Origin of the sequence: Enterobacter cancerogenus, assembly GCF_019047785.1 — a bacterium.
Classification (GTDB): domain Bacteria; phylum Pseudomonadota; class Gammaproteobacteria; order Enterobacterales; family Enterobacteriaceae; genus Enterobacter; species Enterobacter cancerogenus.
In genome coordinates this window covers 405,999-429,756 of sequence record NZ_CP077290.1, presented here as the reverse complement: position 1 = coordinate 429,756, position 23,758 = coordinate 405,999, and the positions used below count along the sequence as shown (strand labels likewise).

Here is a 23,758-nt window from a genome sequence, read left to right as displayed (position 1 = left end):
CAGCATTTCCCCGGAAAAGGAATGCGACTTGCTGCCGTAATCCGTCAGGGCTCATCATCCAGGGCGGTTGTGTTGCGAAAAATTGTTCACGTAGGTAATCATTAACAACCCATTGATTAAGTGTGGTTAATAAATTTTTAAAATGTTTGATTGGTGTTAAAACAATGTGTTGCATTTAATTTGGTTAAAGGAACTAATGAATAGCCAATCATCAACGAAAAATTTTACTTTTTTATTTTAACGTGGGTTTTTATTCCGCATATTATGTTTAATGTGGAATTTAATAATTTACAGAAGGGGGCGGTTACTTAAATTGACACTTCTTTGAAAATCTTTGTGTCTGACCCGAAATGAAATTAACCCAAAAATGTACAAACCGATAATTAAGAATTTTACTTAAGAAACAACGAGTTTATATGTTTCATCTGAAAGGCTCTTTTTACGGATTTGTCCAGAAACGTGAGGATTTTTCTTATTTGTAACACCACATTAACATTGTGGCTGTAGTGGGATATAAGACATTTTGTTATGCTGCCGGCACGTTAAAGAAATAAGTAAATTCCTAATTTAAATTAGTCCTTGGTCAGGCCTTATCTCCAGCGTGGATGGGTATGGGTTTCCTTTGCCGAAAATTCTTGAGGAGGATGATGAATAATCGCCAAATTATTTTTACCTCTTATTGGGTATCTAATTGCGCGACATTCAGCGACAGGAGAGAACATGTCTATATTGCCAACAAACCTATTATTTAAAATATCCGCCGGACTGGCGTTAATTTCGCTGGCGATTAATCCGGCAGTGGCGAATAACGGCCAGGCGGCATTTGCTCCCGTCGCGGCAACTACCTTAAAAGAAAGTATCCTTTTTGCTATCGACCGCGACCCGTCCGTTAGCCAGCAGGCCGCACAGTTGGGCATTGGTCAGGCGCAAATAGATGAAGCGCGCAGCGGCTGGATGCCGCAAATATCCCTGAACGGCAGCACCGGCCATAGCCAAACCACCGACTCCAGCGGGTCGCTGCGCAATTCTGCCGCCTGGGGATTAAGCCTGACGCAGCTGATCTACGATTTCGGTAAGACCAACAATAGCATCAGCCAGGCCTCATCCCAGCGGGACAGCTATCGCTTTCAGTTGATGAGAACGTTATCTGATGTGGCCGAAAAAACGGCGCTGAGCTATGTCGAAGTGAAACGCTATGCTGACCTCCTTCAGGCCGCCAGAGAAAACGTCCAGGCGCTTAAAAACGTTGAGAAACTGGCAACCCTTCGTGCGGATGCGGGGGTGAGTTCGACCTCGGATGAACTTCAGACCCGCACGCGGATTGCCGGGATGCAGGCCACCGTTGAGCAATATACCGCTGCGTTAAACAGCGCCCGCGCCAGGCTTGCGGTACTGACGGGGATGCAGGCCGAACGGTACTCACCGGTTCCCGCCAGACTGGCCATTGAGCAGGACGCCGTTAACCGCATTGATTACGCCTCGATCCCGGCGGTCATGGCCGCGCAGAATATGGAAAAGGCCGCGCAGTACGGGATCGAAACCGCAAAGTCTCAGCACTGGCCAACGCTGAGCCTGAAAGCAGGCCGTACGCGCTATGAGTCAGATAACCGCTCATACTGGGACGATCAGATCCAGCTGAATGTTGATGCCCCGCTTTATCAGGGCGGCGCGGTATCGGCCCGGGTACGCCAGGCGGAAGGTGCGCGCGCAATGGCCGCTTCGCAGGTAGATCAGGCGCGTTTTGACGTGCTGCAAAAAGCCTCTGTGGCGCAGGCGGACTGGACCGGCGCGCTCGGCAGAAGAGAGGCGGGCAAACGGCAGCTTGAGAGCGCGCTCCGCGCCCGGGATGTCTACAAAAATGAATACACCCTGAGCAAGCGCAGCATTAACGATTTGCTCAGCGTAGAACAGGATGTCTGGCAGGCCATTTCCGCGAAAATAATGGCGGAATATGATGGCTGGAGCGCCGCAATTAATTACGCCTCTGCGGTGGATAATCTCATGCCGCTGGTCGGAATAGAGACAAATACCGCGGCGAAATTACCGGATTTGAGTTAACGGAAGACGCGATTTTCAGCGTGGAATAAGTCAAAAAAGAATGGGGCGTAATCCCCAGGGCGAGTTACAGCTATCGGGTGGACATTTTCACAGGACACCGTACACCTGCAAGGAGAAGAATATGAGTAGCGTAAAAGTTGTTGATGTCATCATTCGTAAAACGGCGGAGAAGGCAAAATTAACCGGCGAGGGAAATATGTCGGTCTCGATCTCATCGCCCGCCGTGATTGAAATTCAGGGCTCTGCACAGGACGTGGCGCGCTATGTTCGCCAGGGTAAAGACCTGCTCATTTATATGAAAGATGGCAGCGTGATCCGCTGCAATAACTATTTCGCTGAAGATCCTGAAACGCACCACCATTCTGAACTGGTGTTTAACGATAATCAGGAATTAACCCATATTTCTTTTGCCGACACCGGAGAAGTGACCGGCGTCGCAACAGCCGAGCTGACCGCGCAGGCGGCACCGATTAGCAGCATTGAACCTTTCATGGAGCAGGGCGGCGTGCTCGGCGATGCGCCGTGGGGCTGGATTGCGGGCGCGGCGCTCGGCGGGGGGGCATTAGGTGCCCTGCTGGCGCATGGCGGGGACGGTGAAACCAAAACCCGCGTCATCGACAACACCAAAGAGGTAGAGAGCGCAACGCCGACCTTTATGGTGACGGACAAAGCGGGTGACAAGCAGGGTGTGCTGAGTGCAAAAGAGGTCACGGATGATAACACCCCAACCTTCAGCGGCACCGGCCAGCCTGGCGCAACCATTCAGATTAAAGACAGTAGCGGAAGCACCATTGCCAGCGCGATGGTGGCGAAAGACGGTACCTGGACGGTAAAACTGCCTGCGCAGACCGACGGGGAACATACCTGGTCCGTCGTGCAGATCGATGGCAGTAAAACGACCTCTGCGGGCAGCATCACCGTGACCGTCTCCACCGCAGACGCGAGCCTGACCCTGGCGACCACGGCGGGTGATAACGTGATCAACGCCAGTGAACAGGCGGCGGGCTTTACCCTGTCCGGTGCCAGCAAAAATCTGGCGCAGGGCACCAGCCTGACCGTGACCCTGAACGGCAAAACTTATTCCACCGAGGTTGGAGCCAATGGCGCATGGAGCGTAAAAGTGCCTGCGGCAGACGCAAAGGCGCTGGGCGACGGCACCTGGACGGTGAGCGTCAGCGGCAAAGACGCGGCGGGAAATACCGTGACCGGCAGCCAGACGATTGGCGTGGATACCGCCGCGCCGACGCTTTCCGTCGATACCCTCGCGCATGACAACATCATCAATGCGGCTGAGCACAATCAGGCGCTGACGCTGACCGGAAAAACCAGTGCGGAAGCGGGCCAGATTGTGACGGTCACGCTAAACGGCAAAAACCATACCGCTACGGTAGGAAGCGACGGCACATGGTCCGTTACCCTGCCTGCCAGTGACGTCAAGGCGCTTGGCAATGGCGACCACACCCTGACGGTCAACGTCAGCGATAAAGCCGGGAACGGCACCACCACCACGGCTGATTTCAGCGTGGATACCGCAGCTCCCGTGGTGACAATCAATACCGTGGCGGGCGACGACGTTCTGAATACCAGCGAGCAGGCACAGGCACAGATCGTCTCCGGCCATGCAAACGGCGCGGCAGCGGGCGACGTCGTCACGGTAACCGTAGGCGGCCAGACCTTTACCGGCGTGGTTCAGGCCGACGGCAGCTGGAGCGTGGGCGTACCGGCATCGGTTATCGGTGCGCTTGGTGAAGGGAAACACAGCGTGTCGGTTTCCGTTACCGATGCCGCAGGCAATACCGGCAGCGCGACGCACGGCATTACGCTGAGCGGCAACCCGCCAGAATTCACCCTTGATGCCATCAGCCAGGATAACGTGCTGAATGCCCGGGAGGCGATGCAGCCGCTGAGCATGAGTGGCACCAGCAATCTGCCGAACGGCAGCGTCATCACCGTAACGCTTAACGGCGTTGACTATCAGACCAGCGTGACTAATGGCATCTGGTCGGTGCAGGTCCCGGTGACGGACGTGCTGAACCTGGCGAATACCCTGTACACCGTGAGCGTCAGCGGTACCGACAGCGTGGGCAACAGCGGCTCTGCAAGCGCGAACCTGCTGGTCGATACCGTACTGCCGCAGGTGATCATCAACACCTTTGCAGGCGATAACCGGGTGAATAACGCCGAGGCGGCGGTTGATCAAATCCTGAGCGGGCGCGTCACCGGCGCGGCGGCGGGGGATACGGTTTCTGTTAGCGTCGGCGGCAAGAGTTACACCGCGACGGTGGGCAACGATCTGACCTGGAGCGTGACCGTTCCGTCAGCCGATCTTACCAACTTTGGTGACGGCAACCTGACGTTCACCGCCTCCGTGACCAACGGCCACGGCAACACCGGGACCGGCGAGCGTGATATCAGCATCAACGCGGAGCTGCCGGGCCTTCGCGTCAACACCATCTCTGGCGATGATGTGATTAATGCCATTGAGCAGCAGCACGATCTGACCGTCACCGGCGCCAGCACCCATCTGGCCGAAGGGACGAAGATCGTGGTGACCATCAACAACGTTGACTACGCCGCCGTGGTGACCGCCAGCGGGAGCTGGCAAATTGGCGTGCCAGCGTCCGATCTTCAGGGCTGGAAGGCCGGAAATATCGCCGTGCACGCCAGCGCGGAAGATGCCTGGGGCAACACCGTTTCTGCCGATCGTCCCATTGAACTGGACCTTAACGCCGTGGCGGTCACCATCGATTCAGTGACCAGCGATGACATGCTCAATGCGGCCGAAAAAGGGGCCGACCTGACGCTCTCCGGCCAGACGCAGGGCGTGGAAGCCGGGCAGACCGTGGTGGTGAAATTCGCCGACCAGACCTTCACTGCCCAGGTGCAGCAGGACGGCAGCTGGAGCCTGACCGTGCCCGCCAGCGCCATGGAGACGCTGATCGACGGGCGCGCGCAGGTGAGCGTCAGCGTGACTAATGTCAACGGCAACAGTGCCGACGCGTCGCGCGTGGTGACGGTAGATACGTTACCGCCATCCATTACGCTGGATAACCTGACCGACGACAACATCATCAACGCCGCTGAAGCACAGCAGGATCTGCTGCTGAGCGGGACCAGCGATGCGCAAGCGGGCCAGACGGTGACCGTGACGCTGAACGGTAAAACCTGGCAGACCACCGTCAAAAGCGACGGCACCTGGCAGCTCAGCGTCCCGGCCGCCGACGTCGGTGCGCTGGCAGACGGCACCGTGACGGTGACGGCAAGCGTAAGCGATGTGGCGGGCAACAGCAGCAGCGTAGATCGCGTTGGGCTGGTGGATGCTACCGTGCCGCAGGTCACCATCAATGATTTCGTGACCAGCACCAACACCGTTAACCACGTGGCGCATTCTCAGGCGCAGATCCTGAGCGGCTCCGTGACGGGCGCGGCAGCGGGCGATGTGGTGACCATTAAAATTGATAACCAGAACTACACCACCGTGGTGGATGCCGCGGGTCACTGGAGCCTCGGCCTGCCAGCCTCCGTCGTACAGGGGTTAGCGGACGGTACCGTGACCATTGACGTCTCCGTGACGGACCGCTCGGGTAACACCGGCAGCAGCTCGCTGGAGGTGATCGTAAATACCGTCACGCCAGCGATCGGCATTAACACCCTGGCGGCGGACGATGTGATTAACGCCACCGAGAAAGGGGCCGATCTGCAGCTCTCCGGGACCAGTAACCAGCCGGAAGGCACAACGATTATTGTTACCCTTAACGGAGTCAACTACACCGCAGTGGCTGATGCCAGCGGGAACTGGAGCGTCACCGTGCCCGCCTCTGCGGTGAGCGCGCTGGGCGAAGCCACCTACACCGTGACGGCGAGCGTCACCGACAGCGTGGGCAACAGCGCGTCTGCCAGCCATGACGTGCTGGTGGACAGCTCGCTGCCGGTGGTCACCCTCAACACCCTGGCCGGGGATAACATCGTTAACGCGGCGGAAGTGGCGGCGGGTCAAACCCTGACGGGCAGCGTGGCAAACGCTGCGCCGGGCGATACCGTCACCCTGACGCTGGGCGGAAAAACCTACACCGCCGTCGTGCAGGACGACCTCACCTGGAGCCTGCCGTTAAGCGCAGCACAGCTAACCGCGCTGGGTAACGGCGAGTTGACCGTGTCGGCAAGCGTAACAAACGCCCACGACAATACCGGCTCTGCTTCACTCGATTTCACCATCGACGCCCAGTTGCCGGGCCTGCGTATTGATCCCGTGGCGGGCGATGACGTGATTAACATCATCGAGCATGGTCAGAACCTTATCGTCTCGGGGAGCAGTACCGATCTGCAGGCGGGCGGTACGGTTTCCGTCACCATCAATGGCAAAATCTATTCGGCAACGGTACAGGCGGATGGCACCTGGCAGGCAGCGGTGCCTGCAGCAGACGTTTCGCAGTGGGCGGACGGACAGCTGTCCATCAGCGCCAGCGCACAGGATACCTCCGGCAACCCGGTCACTATCGGAACGGTTGTGGATGTCGATCTCGCGCCAGTGGCGATCAGCATCAACAGCGTGACGGCGGATAACGTGCTGAACGCGGCGGAGAAGGGACAGGAGCTGGTACTAAGCGGGACCACCACGCACGTTGAGGCGGGGCAGACCGTGACGGTGACGTTTGGCGGGAAAACTTACACTACCCGCGTGGATGCCGACGGCAACTGGACCTACACCGTGCCGGCGGCAGATCTCACCAGCCTGAAGGACGGCGATGCCCGCGTACAGGTCAGCGTGACAAACGTAAACGGCAACGCCGCCACCTCCTCGCAGGAATATAGCGTGGATGCCACCGCGCCGACGGTGACGATTAACACCGTCAGCAGCGACAACATTCTGAATGCGGCAGAGGCCGCGCAGGATCTCACCCTGAGCGGCACCTCTACGGCCGAAGCGGGCCAGACCGTCTCCGTTACCTTCAACGGCAAGACGTACAGCGCGCAGGTCAAGACGGACGGCAGCTGGACGCTCAACGTGCCAGCGGCGGATATGGCGGGTATTACCGACGGCAATGCTGCGGTGACGGCAACCGTTTCCGATAAAGCGGGCAACCCGGCAAGCACGCAAACCACAGTATTGGTCGACACCACCGTGCCGCACATCAGCTTCAACGTGGTGGCGGAAGACGATATCGTCAATATCGCTGAACACGGCCAGGCGCTGATTGTCTCCGGCAACGTTACCGGCGCGCAGGCGGGGGATGCGATCACCGTGACCCTCAACGGTAAAGATTACACAGCGATGCTGGATGCCTCCGGTAACTGGAGCATCGGCATTCCGGCCGCCGACGTGGGCGCGCTGGGCAATGGCGACCATGCGATCACGGCGACCCTGACCGACAAAGCGGGCAACAGCGCCAGCGCGACGCATGAGATTGACGTCTCCCTGACCGCCCCGGTTATCGCCATCAACATCCTCGCGGGCGATGACGTGGTTAACGCCACTGAAAAAGGTCAGGATCTGCAGTTGTCCGGCACCAGCAACCAGCCGGACGGCACCACCATTACGGTTACCCTGAACGGGATCAACTACACGGCCATCACTGATGCCAGCGGCAACTGGAGCGTCACCGTTCCGGCCTCTGCCGTTTCTGCGCTGGGTGAAGCCCAGTACACCGTGACCGCAAGTGTGACCGACAGCGCGGGCAACGGCGCAAGCGCCAGCCACGACCTGCTGGTCGACAGCGCGCTGCCGCAAGTCACGCTCAACGCTATCGCTACCGACGACATCATCAACGCTGCAGAAGTGGCGGCGGGCCAGGCCGTAAGCGGCAAGGTCAGCGGTGCGGTAAGCGGTGACACTGTCACTATTACCCTTGGCGGCAAAACCTATACGGCCACGGTTCAGGACGACCTTAGCTGGTCAGTGACGGTGCCCTCCGACGTCTTAACCGCGCTGGGCAACGGCGATTTGACCGTGACCGCCAGCGTGACTAACGCCCATGGCAACACCGGCACGGCTGAACGCGATATCACCATTGACGCCAGCCTGCCGGGTCTGCGTATCAATATCGTCGCGGGCGACGACGTGATCAACAGCATCGAGCACGGCCAGAACCTGATCGTCAGCGGCTCCAGCGACGGGCTTACCGCCGGGTCAGCGTTGACCGTGACCGTTAACGGCAAAACCTACGGCGCAACGGTGCTGGCAGACGGCACCTGGGCGGCGGCCATTCCTGCGGCAGACGTGAGCGCGCTGGCGGCAGGGAAAGTCACCGTGAGCGTCGCCGGTCAGAGCACGGCGGGTAACCCGGTGTCCATCAGCCACGATGTGACGGTGGATCTGGCGACCGTGGCGATCAGCATCGATGCCATTTCCTCTGATGACGTGATTAACGCGGCGGAAAAAGGTGCGGATCTGGTGCTCTCCGGTACCACCACCCAGGTGGAAGCGAACCAGACCGTGACGATCATCTTCGGCGGCAAGAGCTACACGGCCACGGTCGGTGCCGACGGCAAATGGTCCACAACCGTACCGTCCGCCGACCTGGCGGGGCTGAAAGACGGCGACGCCAGCGTGCAGGCGAGCGTAACGAACGTGAACGGCAACAGCGCCTCGGCGGGCCGTGAGTACAGCGTGGACGCTACCGCACCAACGGTTTCCATCGAAAACGTCAGCGATAACAACATCATCAACGCGCAAGAAGCGCAGTCCGATTTGACCCTTCACGGCACCAGCAATGCCGAAGCGGGCCAGAAGGTGACCGTCACCCTTGGCGGCAAGTCCTGGACCACCACCGTCGGCGCAGACGGCACCTGGACGCTGGACGTCCCGGCGGCGGATGTCGGCGCGCTGGCCGACGGCAACTACACCATCGGGGCTTCGGTGGCGGACAAGGCGGGCAACCCGGCCTCCACCGCGCGCGACGTGCTGGTGGATACCACCGTGCCGCAGCTCACCATCAACGCCGTCTCCGGTGATGACGTGATCAACAGCGTCGAGCACGGTCAGGCACTGACCGTGAGCGGCAGCGCGACCGGCGCGGCGGCGGGCGACGTGGTGACCGTGACCATCAACAATAAATCCTACACCGCGACCCTGGATGCGGCGGGTCAGTGGACCATTGGCGTTCCGGCTGCCGACGTTGGCGCCCTGGTCGCCGGGGATTACACCATTACCGCCTCCGTCACTGACAAGGCGGGGAACAGCGACAGCGAAACCCACGACATTAACGTTAACCTGACCGCGCCGGTGCTAACCATCGACACCGTCTCCGATGACGATGTGATCAACAGCGCCGAGAAGACGCAGGATCTGGTCATCGGCGGAACGGCGACCGGTCTGGCGACGGGGGCGATCGTCACGGTGATGCTGAACGGCAAAGCCTACAGCGCGACGGTAGACGCGAACGGCAAATGGTCAACCACCGTTCCTGCTGAACAGGTCGGTGCGTTGGGTGAAGCCCTGTATACCGTTACCGCGTCGGCGACGGACGCTGTGGGCAACAGTGGCAGCGCGTCGCATACCGTGACCGTTGAATCCGTGCTGCCTGGCGTGACCATCAATGCCATCGCAACGGATGATGTGATCAACGCGGGCGAAGTCAGCGCGGGTCAGTCCATCAGCGGGAAAGTCATCAACGCCGAAGCGGGCAACACCGTGACGGTGACCGTGGGCGGCAAAACCTATACCACCACCGTGCAGAGCGATTTGTCCTGGAAGGTTGACGTTAGCGCGGACGATCTCAAGGCGCTGGGCAACGGCGATCTGACCGTAACCGCCAGCGTGACCAATGGCGTAGGCAACACCGGTTCCGGGGAGCGCGATATTTCCATCGACGCGAATTTGCCGGGTCTGCGCGTGAACATCGTGGCGGGCGACGACGTGATCAACAGCATCGAGCACGGCCAGAACCTGATCGTCACCGGTTCAAGCGACGGCCTGAGCGTAGGTAGCGCACTGACCGTCACCGTTAACGGCAAAGACTACGCCGCGACCGTGCTGGCAGACGGCACCTGGAGCGCGGCAATCCCGGCGGCGGACGTGGGCGCGCTGGCCGCGGGCAAACTTACGATCACTGTTGCAGGGCAAAGCAGCGCCGGCAACCCGGTGACCATCAATCACGATGTGACCGTGGATCTTGCGACCGTGGCGATCAGCATCGACGCCATTGCCTCTGACGACGTGATTAACGCCGCAGAGAAAGGCGCGGATCTGGTGCTCTCCGGCAGCACGGCGAACGTGGAAGAAAATCAGATTGTAACCATTACCTTCGGCGGCAAGAGCTACACCGCGCAGGTTGGCGCGGACGGCAAGTGGACCACAACGGTGCCGTCTGCCGATCTGGCAGTCCTGAAGGACGGCGACGCCAGCGTGCAGGTGAGCGTCAGTACGGTAAACGGCAACAGCGCGTCGGCAGGCCGCGAGTACAGCGTGGATGCCACCGCGCCGTCCGTGACCATCAACACCCTGGCGGCAGACGATATCCTGAATGCGGCAGAAGCGAAGTCTGACCTGACCGTCTCCGGCACCAGCACCGCCGAAGCGGGGCAGACGGTGACCGTGAGCCTCAACGGCAAGGATTACACCGCGAAGGTCGGGGCCGACGGCACATGGACCCTGGACGTTCCGGCCGCAGATGTCGGTGCGCTCAGCAACGGCAGCGTCACTGTCACCGCGTCCGTGAGCGACAAGGCGGGTAACCCGGCAAGCGTGGATCATAACCTGACGGTGGACGTCACCGTTCCGGCGGTGACCATCAGCGCCATTGCGGGCGACGACGTGATTAACGCGACGGAACACGGCCAGGCTCAGATCGTCAGCGGCACCGCGACCGGCGCGGCGGCGGGCGACAAGGTTACCGTGACGATTGGCGGCAAGACCTACACCACCGTGCTGGATGCAGCGGGCAACTGGAGCGTGGGCGTACCTGCCAGCGTGATTTCCGGCCTGAGCGACGGCACCGTGACCGTCACTGCGTCAGTCACCGATGCGGCGGGCAACACCGGGACCGGCACCCATAACGTGACCGTGGACACCGGCCTGCCGTCGGTGAGTTTCGACACCCTGAGCGGCGATAACGTCCTGAACGCGGTGGAGAAGGGACAGGATCTGACCGTGAGCGGCACCAGCGTCAACCTGGCAGCAGGGACCACGGTCACCGTCACCCTGAATGGCAAACAGTATACCGCCACCACGACGGCCAGCGGGGCCTGGAGCCTGACGGTTCCGGCGGCGGATCTGGCTGCGCTGGGCGAAGCAAACTACACCCTGAGCGCAAACGCCACCAACGGCGTGGGCAACAGCGTCAGCAACACGGCCGAACTGCTGGTCGACACCGCGCTGCCGACCGTTACCGTAAATATCGTGGCGGGCGACAACATCATCAACGCCGCCGAAGTGGCGGCAGGTCAGACGATTACCGGCAGGGTGGCGAATGCCGAAGCGGGCAATACCGTTACCGTGACGATTGGCGACAAGAGCTACACCGCCACCGTACAGAGCGATCTGAGCTGGTCGGTGAAAGTGCCTTCGGACGTGCTGACCGCGCTGGGCAACGGCAGCCTGAGCGTGAAGGCGACCGTCACCAACGGCCACGGCAACACCGGTTCCGGGGAGCGTGAGATTTCCATCGACGCGAATTTGCCGGGTCTGCGCGTGAACATCGTGGCGGGCGACGACGTGATCAACAGCATCGAGCACGGCCAGAACCTGATCGTCACCGGCTCCAGCGACGGGCTGGCGGTGGGTACGGCACTGACCGTCACTGTTAATGGCAAAACCTACGCCGCGACCGTGCTGGCAGACGGCACCTGGAGCGCGGCAATCCCTGCCGTGGACGTGAGCGCGTGGCCGGAAGGCACCGTGAAGATTGGCGTCTCCGGCGACAGCGCGGCGGGTAATACTATCGCCATCAGCCACGACGTCACCGTTGATCTCGCCACCGTGGCGATCAGCATCAACGCCATTGCCTCTGATGACGTGATTAACGCCGCAGAGAAAGGCGCGGATCTGGTGCTCTCCGGCGAGACCACCAACGTTGAAGCCGGGCAAACCGTCACCGTGAGCTTCGGCGGTAAAATCTACACCGCCAAAGTGGATACCGACGGCAAGTGGACCACAACGGTGCCGTCTGCCGATCTGGCAGGCCTGAAGGACGGCGACGCCAGCGTGCAGGTGAGCGTCAGCACCGTAAACGGCAACAGCGCGTCGGCAGGCCGCGAGTACAGCGTGGATGCCACCGCGCCGTCCGTGACCATTAACACCCTGGCGGCAGACGATATCCTGAATGCGGCAGAAGCGAAGTCTGACCTGACCGTCTCCGGCACCAGCACCGCCGAAGCGGGGCAGACGGTGACCGTGAGCCTCAACGGCAAGGATTACACCGCGAAGGTCGGGGCCGACGGCACATGGACCCTGGACGTTCCGGCCGCAGATGTCGGCGCGCTCAGCAACGGCAGCGTCACTGTCACCGCGTCCGTGAGCGACAAGGCGGGTAACCCGGCAAGCGTGGATCACAACCTGACGGTGGACGTCACCGTTCCGGTGGTGACCATCAGCGCCATTGCGGGCGACGACGTGATTAACGCGACGGAACACGGCCAGGCGCAGATCGTCAGCGGCACCGCGACCGGCGCGGCGGCGGGCGACAAGGTTACCGTGACGATTGGCGGCAAGACCTACACCACCGTGCTGGATGCGGCGGGCAACTGGAGCGTGGGCGTACCTGCCAGCGTGATTTCCGGCCTGAGCGACGGCACCGTGACCGTCACTGCGTCAGTCACCGATGCGGCGGGCAACACCGGGACCGGCACCCATAACGTGACCGTGGACACCGGCCTGCCGTCGGTGAGTTTCGACACCCTGAGCGGCGATAACGTCCTGAACGCGGTGGAGAAGGGACAGGATCTGACCGTGAGCGGCACCAGCGCCAACCTGGCAGCAGGGACCACGGTCACCGTCACCCTGAACGGCAAACAGTATACCGCCACCACGGCGGCCAGCGGGGCCTGGAGCCTGACGGTTCCGGCGGCGGATCTGGCTGCGCTGGGCGAAGCAAACTACACCCTGAGCGCAAACGCCACCAACGGCGTGGGCAACAGCGTCAGCAACACGGCCGAACTGCTGGTCGACACCGCGCTGCCGACCGTCACCGTAAATACCGTGGCGGGCGATAACATCATCAACGCCGCCGAAGTGGCGGCAGGTCAGACGATTACCGGCAGGGTGGCGAATGCCGAAGCGGGCAATACCGTCACCGTCACCCTTGGCGGCAAGAGCTACACCGCCACCGTGCAGAGCGATCTGAGCTGGTCGGTGAAGGTGCCTGCTGATGTGCTGACCGCGCTGGGCAACGGTGATTTAACCGTTACCGCAAGCGTGACTAACGGCCACGGCAACACCGGTTCCGGCGAGCGTGAGATTTCCATCGACGCGAATTTGCCGGGCCTGCGCGTGAACATCGTGGCGGGCGACGACGTGATCAACAGCATCGAGCACGGTCAGAACCTGATCGTCACCGGCTCCAGCGACGGGCTGGCGGTGGGCACGACGCTGACCGTCACCGTAAATGGCAAAGACTACGCAGCCTCCGTGCTGGCCGACGGCTCATGGAGCGCGGCGATCCCGGCTACCGACGTGAGTGCGCTGCCTGCGGGCAAGGTTACCGTGAGCGTTGCAGGCCAGAGCACGGCGGGCAACCCGGTATCCATCAGCCATGATGTGACCGTTGATCTCGCCACCGTGGCGATCAGCATCGATGCTATTGCCTCTGACGACGTGATTAACGCCGCAGAGAAAGGCGCGGATCTGGTGCTCTCCGGCAGTACCGTGAACGTTGAAGAGAACCAGACCGTAACCATTACCTTCGGCGGCAAAACCTACACCGCGAAAGTGGATGCCGACGGCAACTGGACCGCGACCGTGCCGTCCTCCGATCTCGCAGGCCTGAAAGATGGTGATGCAAGCGTGCAGGTGAGCGTCAGCAATGTGAACGGCAACGGCGCGTCCGCAGGCCGCGAGTACAGCGTGGATGCTACCGCGCCAACCGTCACTATCGATACGGTCGCGGGCGATAACGTGATCAACAGCAGCGAAGCGGCTGCTGGTGTGGCGATCTCCGGCACCACAACAGCAGAGGTCGGGCAGACGGTGACCGTCTCGCTCGGCGGCAAGAGCTACACCGCGCAGGTTCAGAAGGGCGGCGTGTGGAGCGTCAGTGTGCCAGCGGGCGATCTCTCTGCCATGGCCGACAACGGTTACACCGTGCAGGTGAGCGTAAGCGATGCTGCGGGTAACCCGGGCAGTGCGAACAAAGCCGTTACGCTGGATACTACGCCGCCGGTGATTCGCTTCAACGCCGTGGCGGGCGATGACATCATCAACAGCACGGAACATAGCCAGGCGCAGATCATCAGCGGGACGGCGACCGGGGCAAACGTCGGCGACAAGCTGGTCATCACGTTAGGTTCCAGTCAGTACACCACCACCGTTGACGCCAGCGGCAAATGGAGCGTGGGCGTTCCAGCCAGCGTCATCTCAGCCCTGGCGGACGGTAAAGTAACCATCAGTGCAACCCTTACCGACAGCGCAGGAAACAGCAGCACCCTGACGCATGACGTGGTTGTGAATACCGCAGCCGTGGCGCTGACGATCAACACCCTCGCGGTCGACGATGTGATCAACGCCGCAGAAGCGGGCACGTCGCTGGTCATTAGCGGCTCCAGCGCGCAGTTCGCCAGCGGCACGCAGGTGACGGTTACCCTGAACGGCAAGCGCTATACGGCGACCATTCAAAGCGACGGGAGCTGGACGACGACGGTTCCGGCGGCCGACGTGGGCGCGCTGGCCGATGGGTCACACTATCAGGTGTCCGTCTCTGCGCAGGACGACGCGGGGAACGGCGCCTCGGCGACCCACAACATCAGCGTAGACACCACCGCACCGGTGATCAGCATTAGCGCGATCGCTGGGGATGACGTTCTGAACGCGGCAGAAGCGCAGCAACCGCTGACGGTAACAGGCGCATCCAGCGCGGAAGCAGGCCAGACCGTCACCGTTACGCTCGGGGGCAAAACCTATACCACTACCGTGGCGAACGACGGCAGCTGGACGCTGAATGTCCCGGCGGCGGATCTGGCCGCCCTCAGCCAGGGCGCGCTGACGGTCACCGCGTCGGTGAGTGATAAAGCCGGTAACAGCGGTCAGGTCACCCACGGCCTGACGGTAGATACCGTGGCACCGAGCGTCACCATCAGTGCCGTTGCAGGCGATGATATCGTCAATAACAGCGAACAGCAGGCGGGCCAGACTATTAGCGGCACCACCACGGCGGAACAGGGCCAGACGGTGACCGTCAACTTTAACGGTCACAGCTATCAGGCAACGGTGGATGCCGACGGGAAGTGGTCGGTATTTGTGCCGGGACGGGATTTCCTCGGCCTGAGCGACGGGAAATACACCGTTACCGCATCGGTAAGCGATAAGGCGGGTAACCCGGGCAGCGCAACGCACGACGTGACGCTGAACGGCGATGTGCCTACCATCAGCATCAACGCCTTTGCGCAGGACGATATCGTCAATGCCGCCGAGCACGGCACGCCGCTGGTGATCAGCGGTACGACCGACGCGCCTGCGGGACAGACGGTCACCCTGACGCTTAACGGCAAAACCTATACTGCCACCGTGCAGTCGGATGGAAGCTGGCGCTATACCCTGGGCAGCGCGGACGTCACCGCCCTGGCAGATGGCGGCTCTTACGTCATCCATGCGCAGGTCAGCAACGCCATCGGCAACAGCGCCAGCGACGATCGCACGGTCACCGTGGATCTGACTGCGCCGTCGATGGGGATTGCCATTGATTCGCTGCAAAACGATACCGGCCTGAGCGCGAGTGATTTCATCACCAACGACAAAAACGTGGTGGTTAACGGCTCGCTGACCGCGCAACTCGGCAACAACGAGAAGGCGCAGATCAGCCTCGACGGCGGCGTCACCTGGATAGACCTGACCGTCACCGGCACGACCTGGCGCTACGCCGATGGCCGCACCCTGACCGACGGCACTTATCAGTATCAGGTACGGGTTATCGATAACGCGGGCAACGTCGGCGCAACCGACAGCCAGGATGTGGTGGTCGATCTCACCGCGCCGGCGGCAACCACCATCACCGTGGATGCCGTGACGCAGGATACCGGGCTGTCCGACAGCGACTTTATCACCAGTGATAATCAAATCACGCTGAACGGGACGCTCGGTGCGGCGCTGGGCCGCGGCGAGCACGCGCAGATCAGCATTGACGGCGGAACGACATGGATTGATGTGAACGTCAGCGGGCTGACCTGGACCTACGTCGATGGTCGCACCCTGGCCGACGGCGACTACAACTACCAGCTGCGGGTGATCGACGATGCGGGCAATATCAGTGCCACCACCAGTCAGGTGGTGACCATTGATACCGTGGCACCGGACGCCAGCAAAACCGTCTCTATCGACAGCATCAGTGATGATACGGGCCTGAGCAACAGCGACTTCGTGACCAATGACACCTCGCTGACGCTGCACGGCTCGCTGGGCGCGACGCTGGCCGACGGTGAAGGCGTGCAGATCAGCCTCGACGGCGGCAGCACCTGGCAGAACGTGACCGTGGTCGGTAAGACCTGGTATTACGTCGATGGCCGCACGCTGGGTAACCAGACCTATGACTACTGGGTACGCGTGATTGATGCGGCCGGCAACGTAGGCGAATCTGCGCACCAGCAGGTGACGGTGGATACCATTGCGCCAGACGCGGCGATCACCGTGACCGTGGATAACATCACCGTCGATACCGGTTTTGATGATAACGACTTCCTGACCAGCCAAACGTCGTACACCCTGAATGGCACGCTCGGCGCGGCGCTGGGCAACAATGAGTACGTACAGGTTAGCCTCGACGGCGGCACGACCTGGGTTTACGCGAAGGTTAACGGCACAAGCTGGAGCTATACCGATACGCGCACCCTCGCCGATGGCGATCACGACTATCAGGTTCGCGTGGTGGATCAGGCGGGCAACGTCGGAGCAACCACCTCGCAGGTGGTGACCGTGGACACCAAAGCGCCGCAGTACGGCATCACCATTGATGCCATCAGTGACGATACCGGGCAGTCCGGCAGCGATTTCATCACCAACGATACCTCGCTGACGGTGAGCGGCACGCTCGGCAGCGAGCTGCGCAGCGATGAACGGGTGCAGATCAGCCTGGACGGCGGGGCAACCTGGATCGACGTTACGGTGAACCATACCCAGTGGAGCTATACCGATACCCGCACGCTGACCGACAATGATTACACCTATCAGGTGCGCATCATTGACCAGGCAGGCAACGTCGGCTCAACCGCACAGCAGGTGGTGACGGTAGACACCACGCCGCCGGTGACGAAGGGCACGATCGTCAGCTATACCGATACCGACGGCGAGCGTACCGGGGTCTTTGGTGAAAACGTCTCGACGGATGATACCACGCCGCTCATCAGCGGCACCCTGAACCAGGGGCTGGCGGCCGGTGAAATTGCGCAGCTGTATCGCGACGGGGTCCTGTTGGGCCAGGTCACCATGAACGGCGCGACCAGCTGGTACTTCCAGGACAGCGGTCTGCGCGACGGTAACCATAACTACGTTCTGCGTATTACCGACGTGGCGGGGAACTACACCGACTCGAATGATTTTGTGCTGAAGGTCGATACCAGCATTCCGACCACCACGGCGACCATTGCCGCCCAGACGACGCCGGACACGACGCCGATTCTGAACGGTACCGTGTCGGCGGTGCTGACCAACGGGGAATATCTGGTCGTTACCGTCAACGGTAAAACCTACACCTCCGAAGCGGGCGGCGCGGTGGTGGTCGACCCGGACAATAACACCTGGTATCTGCAAATCCCGGACAGCGATGCACTGAGCGTGAAGAGCTATGACGTGACGGCGCAGGTGAAGAGCAGCGCGGGCAACGGCAACTCGACCGGCACCACCACGGGAAGCCTCGTGATTGGTAATGATGAGGCGATTACGCTGGGCTTCACGACGACCAGCTCAGGCTCATCGAACGCTGCGAGCTACATGCTGGATTCGGACGGGCTGTGGACGGTTACGGCGAACCAGCAAATCGCGTCGGCGAATGCCGACAGCCGCAACTCGTGGACGGTGGGAAGCAACTTTACGATGACCGGAACCTACACCTCCGGTACGTACGCGGATATCAACCGTGACGGTCTGAACGACATCCTGGCCGAAAGCACCAACTACAGCTACATGCAGCAGCTGATTAACAATGGCGACGGCACCTACACCTCGACTTCGCTCAGCGGCTTTGGGGCGCTGGTCTGGTACGGCGCGGTGGTGGCGATTGATATTCAGGGTGACGGTTACACGGACTTCGTGGTCGGCGATGCGGGCGGCCCGGACTCCAGCACCTTTATGCTGAACAACAATGGGACGCTGGTCGGTAGCTCGAAGTCCGGGACCTACGTCAACTTTGTGTCCGGCTCGACGGTGGGTAACTACAACAGCCTGATTGAAGCCTCCGGCGTTGACTTAAACAACGACGGTAAGGTGGATATTGCCCAGCACACTACTAACGGTAACAACTACTACGCGCTGTCGACGATGTTCAACCAGGGGGACGGGTCCTTTACCTGGGGGCAGAACTTCATCAACACCATGTACAGCGCTTACGGGTCTGGCGCGGCGACCAACGCCGTCAGCATGACCTGGGGCGACTTCAACGGTGATGGCTACATGGATCTGTACATGAGCATGTACCGCACCTCCAGCGGCACCGATCAGGGCGGCGTGCTGATGCTGAACGACGGCACCGGCAACCTGCTGGCGGGCACCGCGGTGGGCACCGCGACCACGGACAAATTCGTCGGTAACGTCAGCGTGGCGGTGGACTGGAACATGGACGGCAAGATGGACATCATCAAGCTGGCCAACAGCGGGCAGTCATGGCTTTACACCAACGATGGCATGCCGGGCTCGGCAAGCTTCACGGCGTCGAAGTTCAGCACTGCCACCTCCACGCAGGTGTCCGGCGCGGCGCGGCTCGACTACGACTGGGACGGCGCGCAGGATCTGCTGATCTTCCGCCAGAACGGCAGCGTGATCCTGGAGCGCAACACCAACACCGTTGCGCCGGGTACGGCCATGCATCTGAAGATTGTCGACAGCGAAGGGATCAACGCCTTCTTTGGCAACACCGTTCAGCTGTACAACTCTGCGGGCCAGCTGGTCGCCAGCCAGATCCTGAACGCGCAGTCGGGGATGGGGATTAACGACTCCTCGTCGCTGATCAGCTTCTACGGCCTGGACGCCAATGAGACCTACCACGCGGTGCTGGTGCGGGCGACCAACGGCGTCTCCAGTAACGTCACCTGGGACGGGCTGGAAGCGGGCAACGGTAAGGAAGGCTACGTGCTGACCGCAGAAGCCGCCACCGGAGGCCACAGCGGGACGATTGTCGGGACGGGCTATAACGACACCTTCGTTGCCGAAGCGGGTACCTATACCTACAACGGCTCCGGCGGCTGGTCGACGACGTCCGATCACGATACCTGGAGCAGCACCGGCGGTATGGACGTGGTGGATTACATCAATGCCAGCACGGGAGTAAACGTGAATCTGGGGCTGACGACGGCGCAAAACACCGGCTTCAACACCGCGACGCTGGTGAATATTGAAGGGGTTGCAGGCTCGAACCACGACGACGTGTTCACCGGTAACAGCGGTGATAACCAGTTCGAAGGACGCGGCGGCAACGACACCTTCAACATCGGTAGCGGCGGTCACGACACCTTGCTCTACAAGCTGATCAACGCGTCGGACGCCACGGGCGGAAACGGCAGCGACGTGGTGAACGGCTTCACCGTAGGGACCTGGGAGGGGACAGCGGACACGGATCGTATCGATCTGCGCGATCTGCTTTCCGGTAGCGGCTATACCGGCACCGGCTCGGCGAGCTATGTGAACGGCGTGGCGACGCTGGACAGCAGCGCGGGCAATATCACCGACTACATCCGTGTGGTGCAAAACGGCAGCAATACCGAGATCCAGGTTGACCTGGACGGTACCGGCGGCAATTTCTCGCCCACAACGCTTGTGACGTTGAACGGGGTGCAAACCGACCTGGCGACATTGCTGGCGAACCATCAGCTGTTAATTGCCTAAACGATGCGGCGGGGAGCGATCCCCGCCGCGCGTTGCGTGCAGTTAAACCGATTATTTGCCGGCTCGTTTAACAAGTGTTCGAATTTTAATCATTCCGTAAAGGTATCATTTCGATGCGAAATCACCGCACTGGACAGGACGTAGCATTATGAAGACTCATCCGCAGTACGAACCCTGGTTGCAGGGCATGCTTATCATCGCGAAACACTATCGGCTTGATTTCTCGGCGGAGCATGTTCGGGTCACGATTAACCATGAGAGCCACTCTCCACGCCAGCTGGTGCTGGAGGAGATGGCGCGTCAGCTCGGGCTGGGGATGCGTAAAGTGGCGGCAGAGACGGCGTCACTCGATCCATGGCGTCTGCCGATGCTGGCCGAGTTCACCGGCGGACAGATTGCGGTCATTAACCGCATGGACAGCGAAGGGAACGCGAGCCTGCAGTTTAGCGGCGACGGTGGTCTGGAGACCACGCTGACGCGTGACGCGCTGGGAACGCGTTTAAAAGCGCTCCTGGTGTTGCGCCCGCTTGAGTCCACCCCGGATGCCCGCGTCGATGACTACATCAAACCCTACGAGAAAAACTGGTTCTGGCAACTGGCGCTGAAAGACTGGCGGCGCTACAGCGATATCATGCTGGTCGCGCTGGTGGCTAACGTGCTGGCGCTGTCCGGGATGATTTTCTCGATGCAGGTGTATGACCGCGTGGTGCCGTCGCAGTCGGAAGCGACGCTGTGGGTGCTGTTTGGCGGCGTGATGGTGGCCATTCTGTTCGAGTTCATCATGCGCATGCTGCGGGTGCACATTTCCGATGTCATCGGTAAGCGCGCCGACCTGCGCATCTCCGAGCGCGTGTTTGCCCATGCGTTGCGGATTAAAAACGGCGCGCGCTCAAAATCCACCGGCTCGTTTATCGCGCAGATCCGCGAACTGGAGTCGGTGCGTGAGCTGATTACCTCAACCACCATTGCGGCGATCTCCGATCTGCCGTTCTTCCTGCTGTTTGTTTTCATCCTGTGGATGATTGGCGGCCCGCTGGTGCTGGTGGTGCTGCTCGCCGTGCCGCTGCTGCTGATCCCTGGCCTGCTGGTACAGCGTCCGCTAGGGAAACTCTCCAGCGAGGGGATGCGTGAATCCGCTATCCGCAACGCAACGCTGGTTGAAGCGGTGCAGGGCATCGAAGACATCAAGCTGATGCGGGCGGAACAGCGTTTCCAGAATCAGTGGAATAACACCAACGACGTCGCGGCAAGCGTCGGCATGAAGCAGCGCTGGCTGACGGGGCTGCTGCTGACCTGGACCCAGGAAGTGCAGTCCATCGTCTATGCCGTAGTTCTGCTGGTGGGCTGTTATCTGGTGATTGCGGGCGACATGACCACCGGTGCGCTGGTGGGGACCTCTATTCTGGCCTCGCGCACCATTGCGCCGTTATCACAGATCTCGGGCGTGCTGTCACGCTGGCAGTCGGCAAAAGTGGCGCGCAAGGGGCTGGATGAACTGATGCAGCGTCCGATTGACGACCCGCAGCAGGGCAAAAAGGTGCACAAGGCGCATCTGCGCGGCGACTATGCGCTCAACGATGTCGGGTTCTGGTACGACGACGAAGAGAAACTCACGGTGCTGAGTATCAGCAAATTGACGATCCGCGCCGGGGAGCGCATCGCGGTGCTGGGGCGTAACGGTTCGGGCAAGAGCACGCTGCTGCAGGTGCTGGCGGGGATGCAGGAGCCTCAGCAGGGCAGCATCCTGCTGGATGACATTGCGCTAAACCACCTTGATCCGGCCGACGTGCGCCGGGATATGCAGCTGCTGAGCCAGCAGGCGCGGCTGTTCTTTGGCTCTATACGCGACAACATTGTGATGGGCAACCCGCTGGCGACCGATGATGAGATCCATCAGGCGCTGGTGAACAGCGGCGCGCTGGAGTTTGTCCGCAAGCAGAAGATGGGGCTTAACTACATCATCAACGAGGGGGGCGCTGGCTTATCGGGTGGTCAGCGTCAGGCGCTGCTGCTGGCGCGCGCGCTCATCACTTCGCCAAATATTTTGCTGCTGGATGAACCTACCGCCTGGCTGGATGAGATGAGTGAGAAGCACGTTATCCAGCATCTTCATCAGTGGCTGGGCAAGCGTCGTACGCTGGTGGTGGCAACCCACCGACTGCCGATTCTGGAGCTGGTGGACCGTATTATCGTGCTGGAAAACGGCAAGATTGTGATGGACGGTCCTCGCGATGCCATCCTGCGCCAGCACGGAATGGCGGCGCAAAAAACGCCGCAGCGTACCGTCACCCTGAAACCCGCACCGGTGGCTCAGGAGGGCGTAGCATGAATGATTTAACGCGTTATAACAGCCGCCTGAAAGAGCCGCGCCTGCCGCGTTCAACGCTGGTGGCATGGTCGCTGTTTGCGCTGCTGGCGGCGTTCATCATCTGGGCGAGTCTGTTCCAGCTGGATGAAGTGACCACCGGTAGCGGCAAAGTGATCCCGTCCTCCCACGAGCAGGTGATTCAGTCGCTGGAGGGGGGGATTATCCATAGCCTGCTGGTGCGCGAGGGTGATATCGTCGAGCGCGGTCAGCAGCTGGCGCAACTGGACCGCACCAAAACCGAATCCAGCGTGCTGGAGAGTGAATCCCGGCTGAATGCCGCGCTGGCCACCGCCGCACGCCTCAATGCTGAGGTAAACAACACGGCGCTGGTGTTCCCGGATGAGCTGGACGATGACGTTGAACTGGTAAAACAGGAAACGGCGCTGTATCAGTCGCGGCGGGAGAGCCTGGAGAAAGGGTTAGCCGGCCTGCGTCAGGGGGCTGAGCTTGTGCAGCGCGAACTGGCCTTAACCCGCCCGCTGGTGACCCAGGGCGCAGCCAGTAAGGTAGAAGTGTTGCGTCTTGAGCGTCAGAAGAATGAGCTTGAGAGCAAAATCACCGAAATGAAAAACCAGTATTACGTCCGCGCCCGCGAGGAACTTTCAAAGGCTAACGCGGAAATAGAAGCGCAACGTTCGGTGATGAAAGGGCGCGAGGATTCTCTGACGCGCCTGACCTTTAACGCGCCGGTCCGAGGGATTGTTAAAGATATCGACGTGACCACGGTGGGCGGCGTCATTCCACCCAACGGTAAACTGATGAGCCTGGTGCCGCTTGACGACCAGATGGTGATTGAGGCGAAAATCTCTCCGCGCGACGTGGCGTTTATCCATCCAGGACAGAAGGCGCTGGTAAAAATTACTGCCTATGACTACTCCATTTATGGCGGGCTGGAAGGTGAGGTGACGATGATTTCGCCGGACACGCTGCAGGATGAGGTGAAAAGGGATGTGTATTACTACCGCGTTTATATCCGCACCGACAGTAATCATCTGACCAATAAACAGGGCAAGGAATTTCCGGTTTTCCCCGGCATGATCGCCACCGTGGATATCAAAACGGGAAGCAAAACGATTATGGATTATCTGCTGAAGCCGCTGAACAAAGCGAAAGAGGCGTTGCGGGAAAGATAAAAAGCTGGCGTTCGGGAGACCGGA

3 protein-coding genes and 2 pseudogenes are annotated in these 23,758 nt (G+C 60.6%); all 5 read left to right on the top strand.

The window, feature by feature from the left end; translation table 11 throughout:
- The first annotated feature begins 720 nt into the window (after positions 1-720).
- The 5 genes and pseudogenes from I6L58_RS01945 (at position 721) to I6L58_RS01930 (ending at position 23,734) form a co-directional block, all read left to right on the top strand.
- Positions 721-2,058, top strand: coding sequence for a TolC family outer membrane protein (locus I6L58_RS01945; protein ID WP_088207304.1), 1,338 nt, complete (start codon positions 721-723; stop codon positions 2,056-2,058).
- Between the two features lie 40 nt (positions 2,059-2,098).
- Positions 2,099-2,530: pseudogene (locus tag I6L58_RS23095) on the top strand (BapA/Bap/LapF family prefix-like domain-containing protein); the annotation flags it as partial.
- A gap of 72 nt (positions 2,531-2,602) precedes the next feature.
- Positions 2,603-20,233, top strand: a pseudogene (locus tag I6L58_RS01940) (Ig-like domain-containing protein); the annotation flags it as partial.
- A 148-nt stretch (positions 20,234-20,381) separates the two neighbouring features.
- Positions 20,382-22,562, top strand: coding sequence for a type I secretion system permease/ATPase (locus I6L58_RS01935; protein WP_088209057.1), 2,181 nt, complete (start codon positions 20,382-20,384; stop codon positions 22,560-22,562).
- Positions 22,559-23,734: an HlyD family type I secretion periplasmic adaptor subunit gene (locus tag I6L58_RS01930; RefSeq protein ID WP_088209058.1), complete on the top strand. Its 1,176-nt coding sequence runs from the start codon at positions 22,559-22,561 to the stop codon at positions 23,732-23,734. Before I6L58_RS01935 ends, I6L58_RS01930 begins: the two co-directional genes overlap by 4 nt.
- Positions 23,735-23,758: the final 24 nt, after the last annotated feature.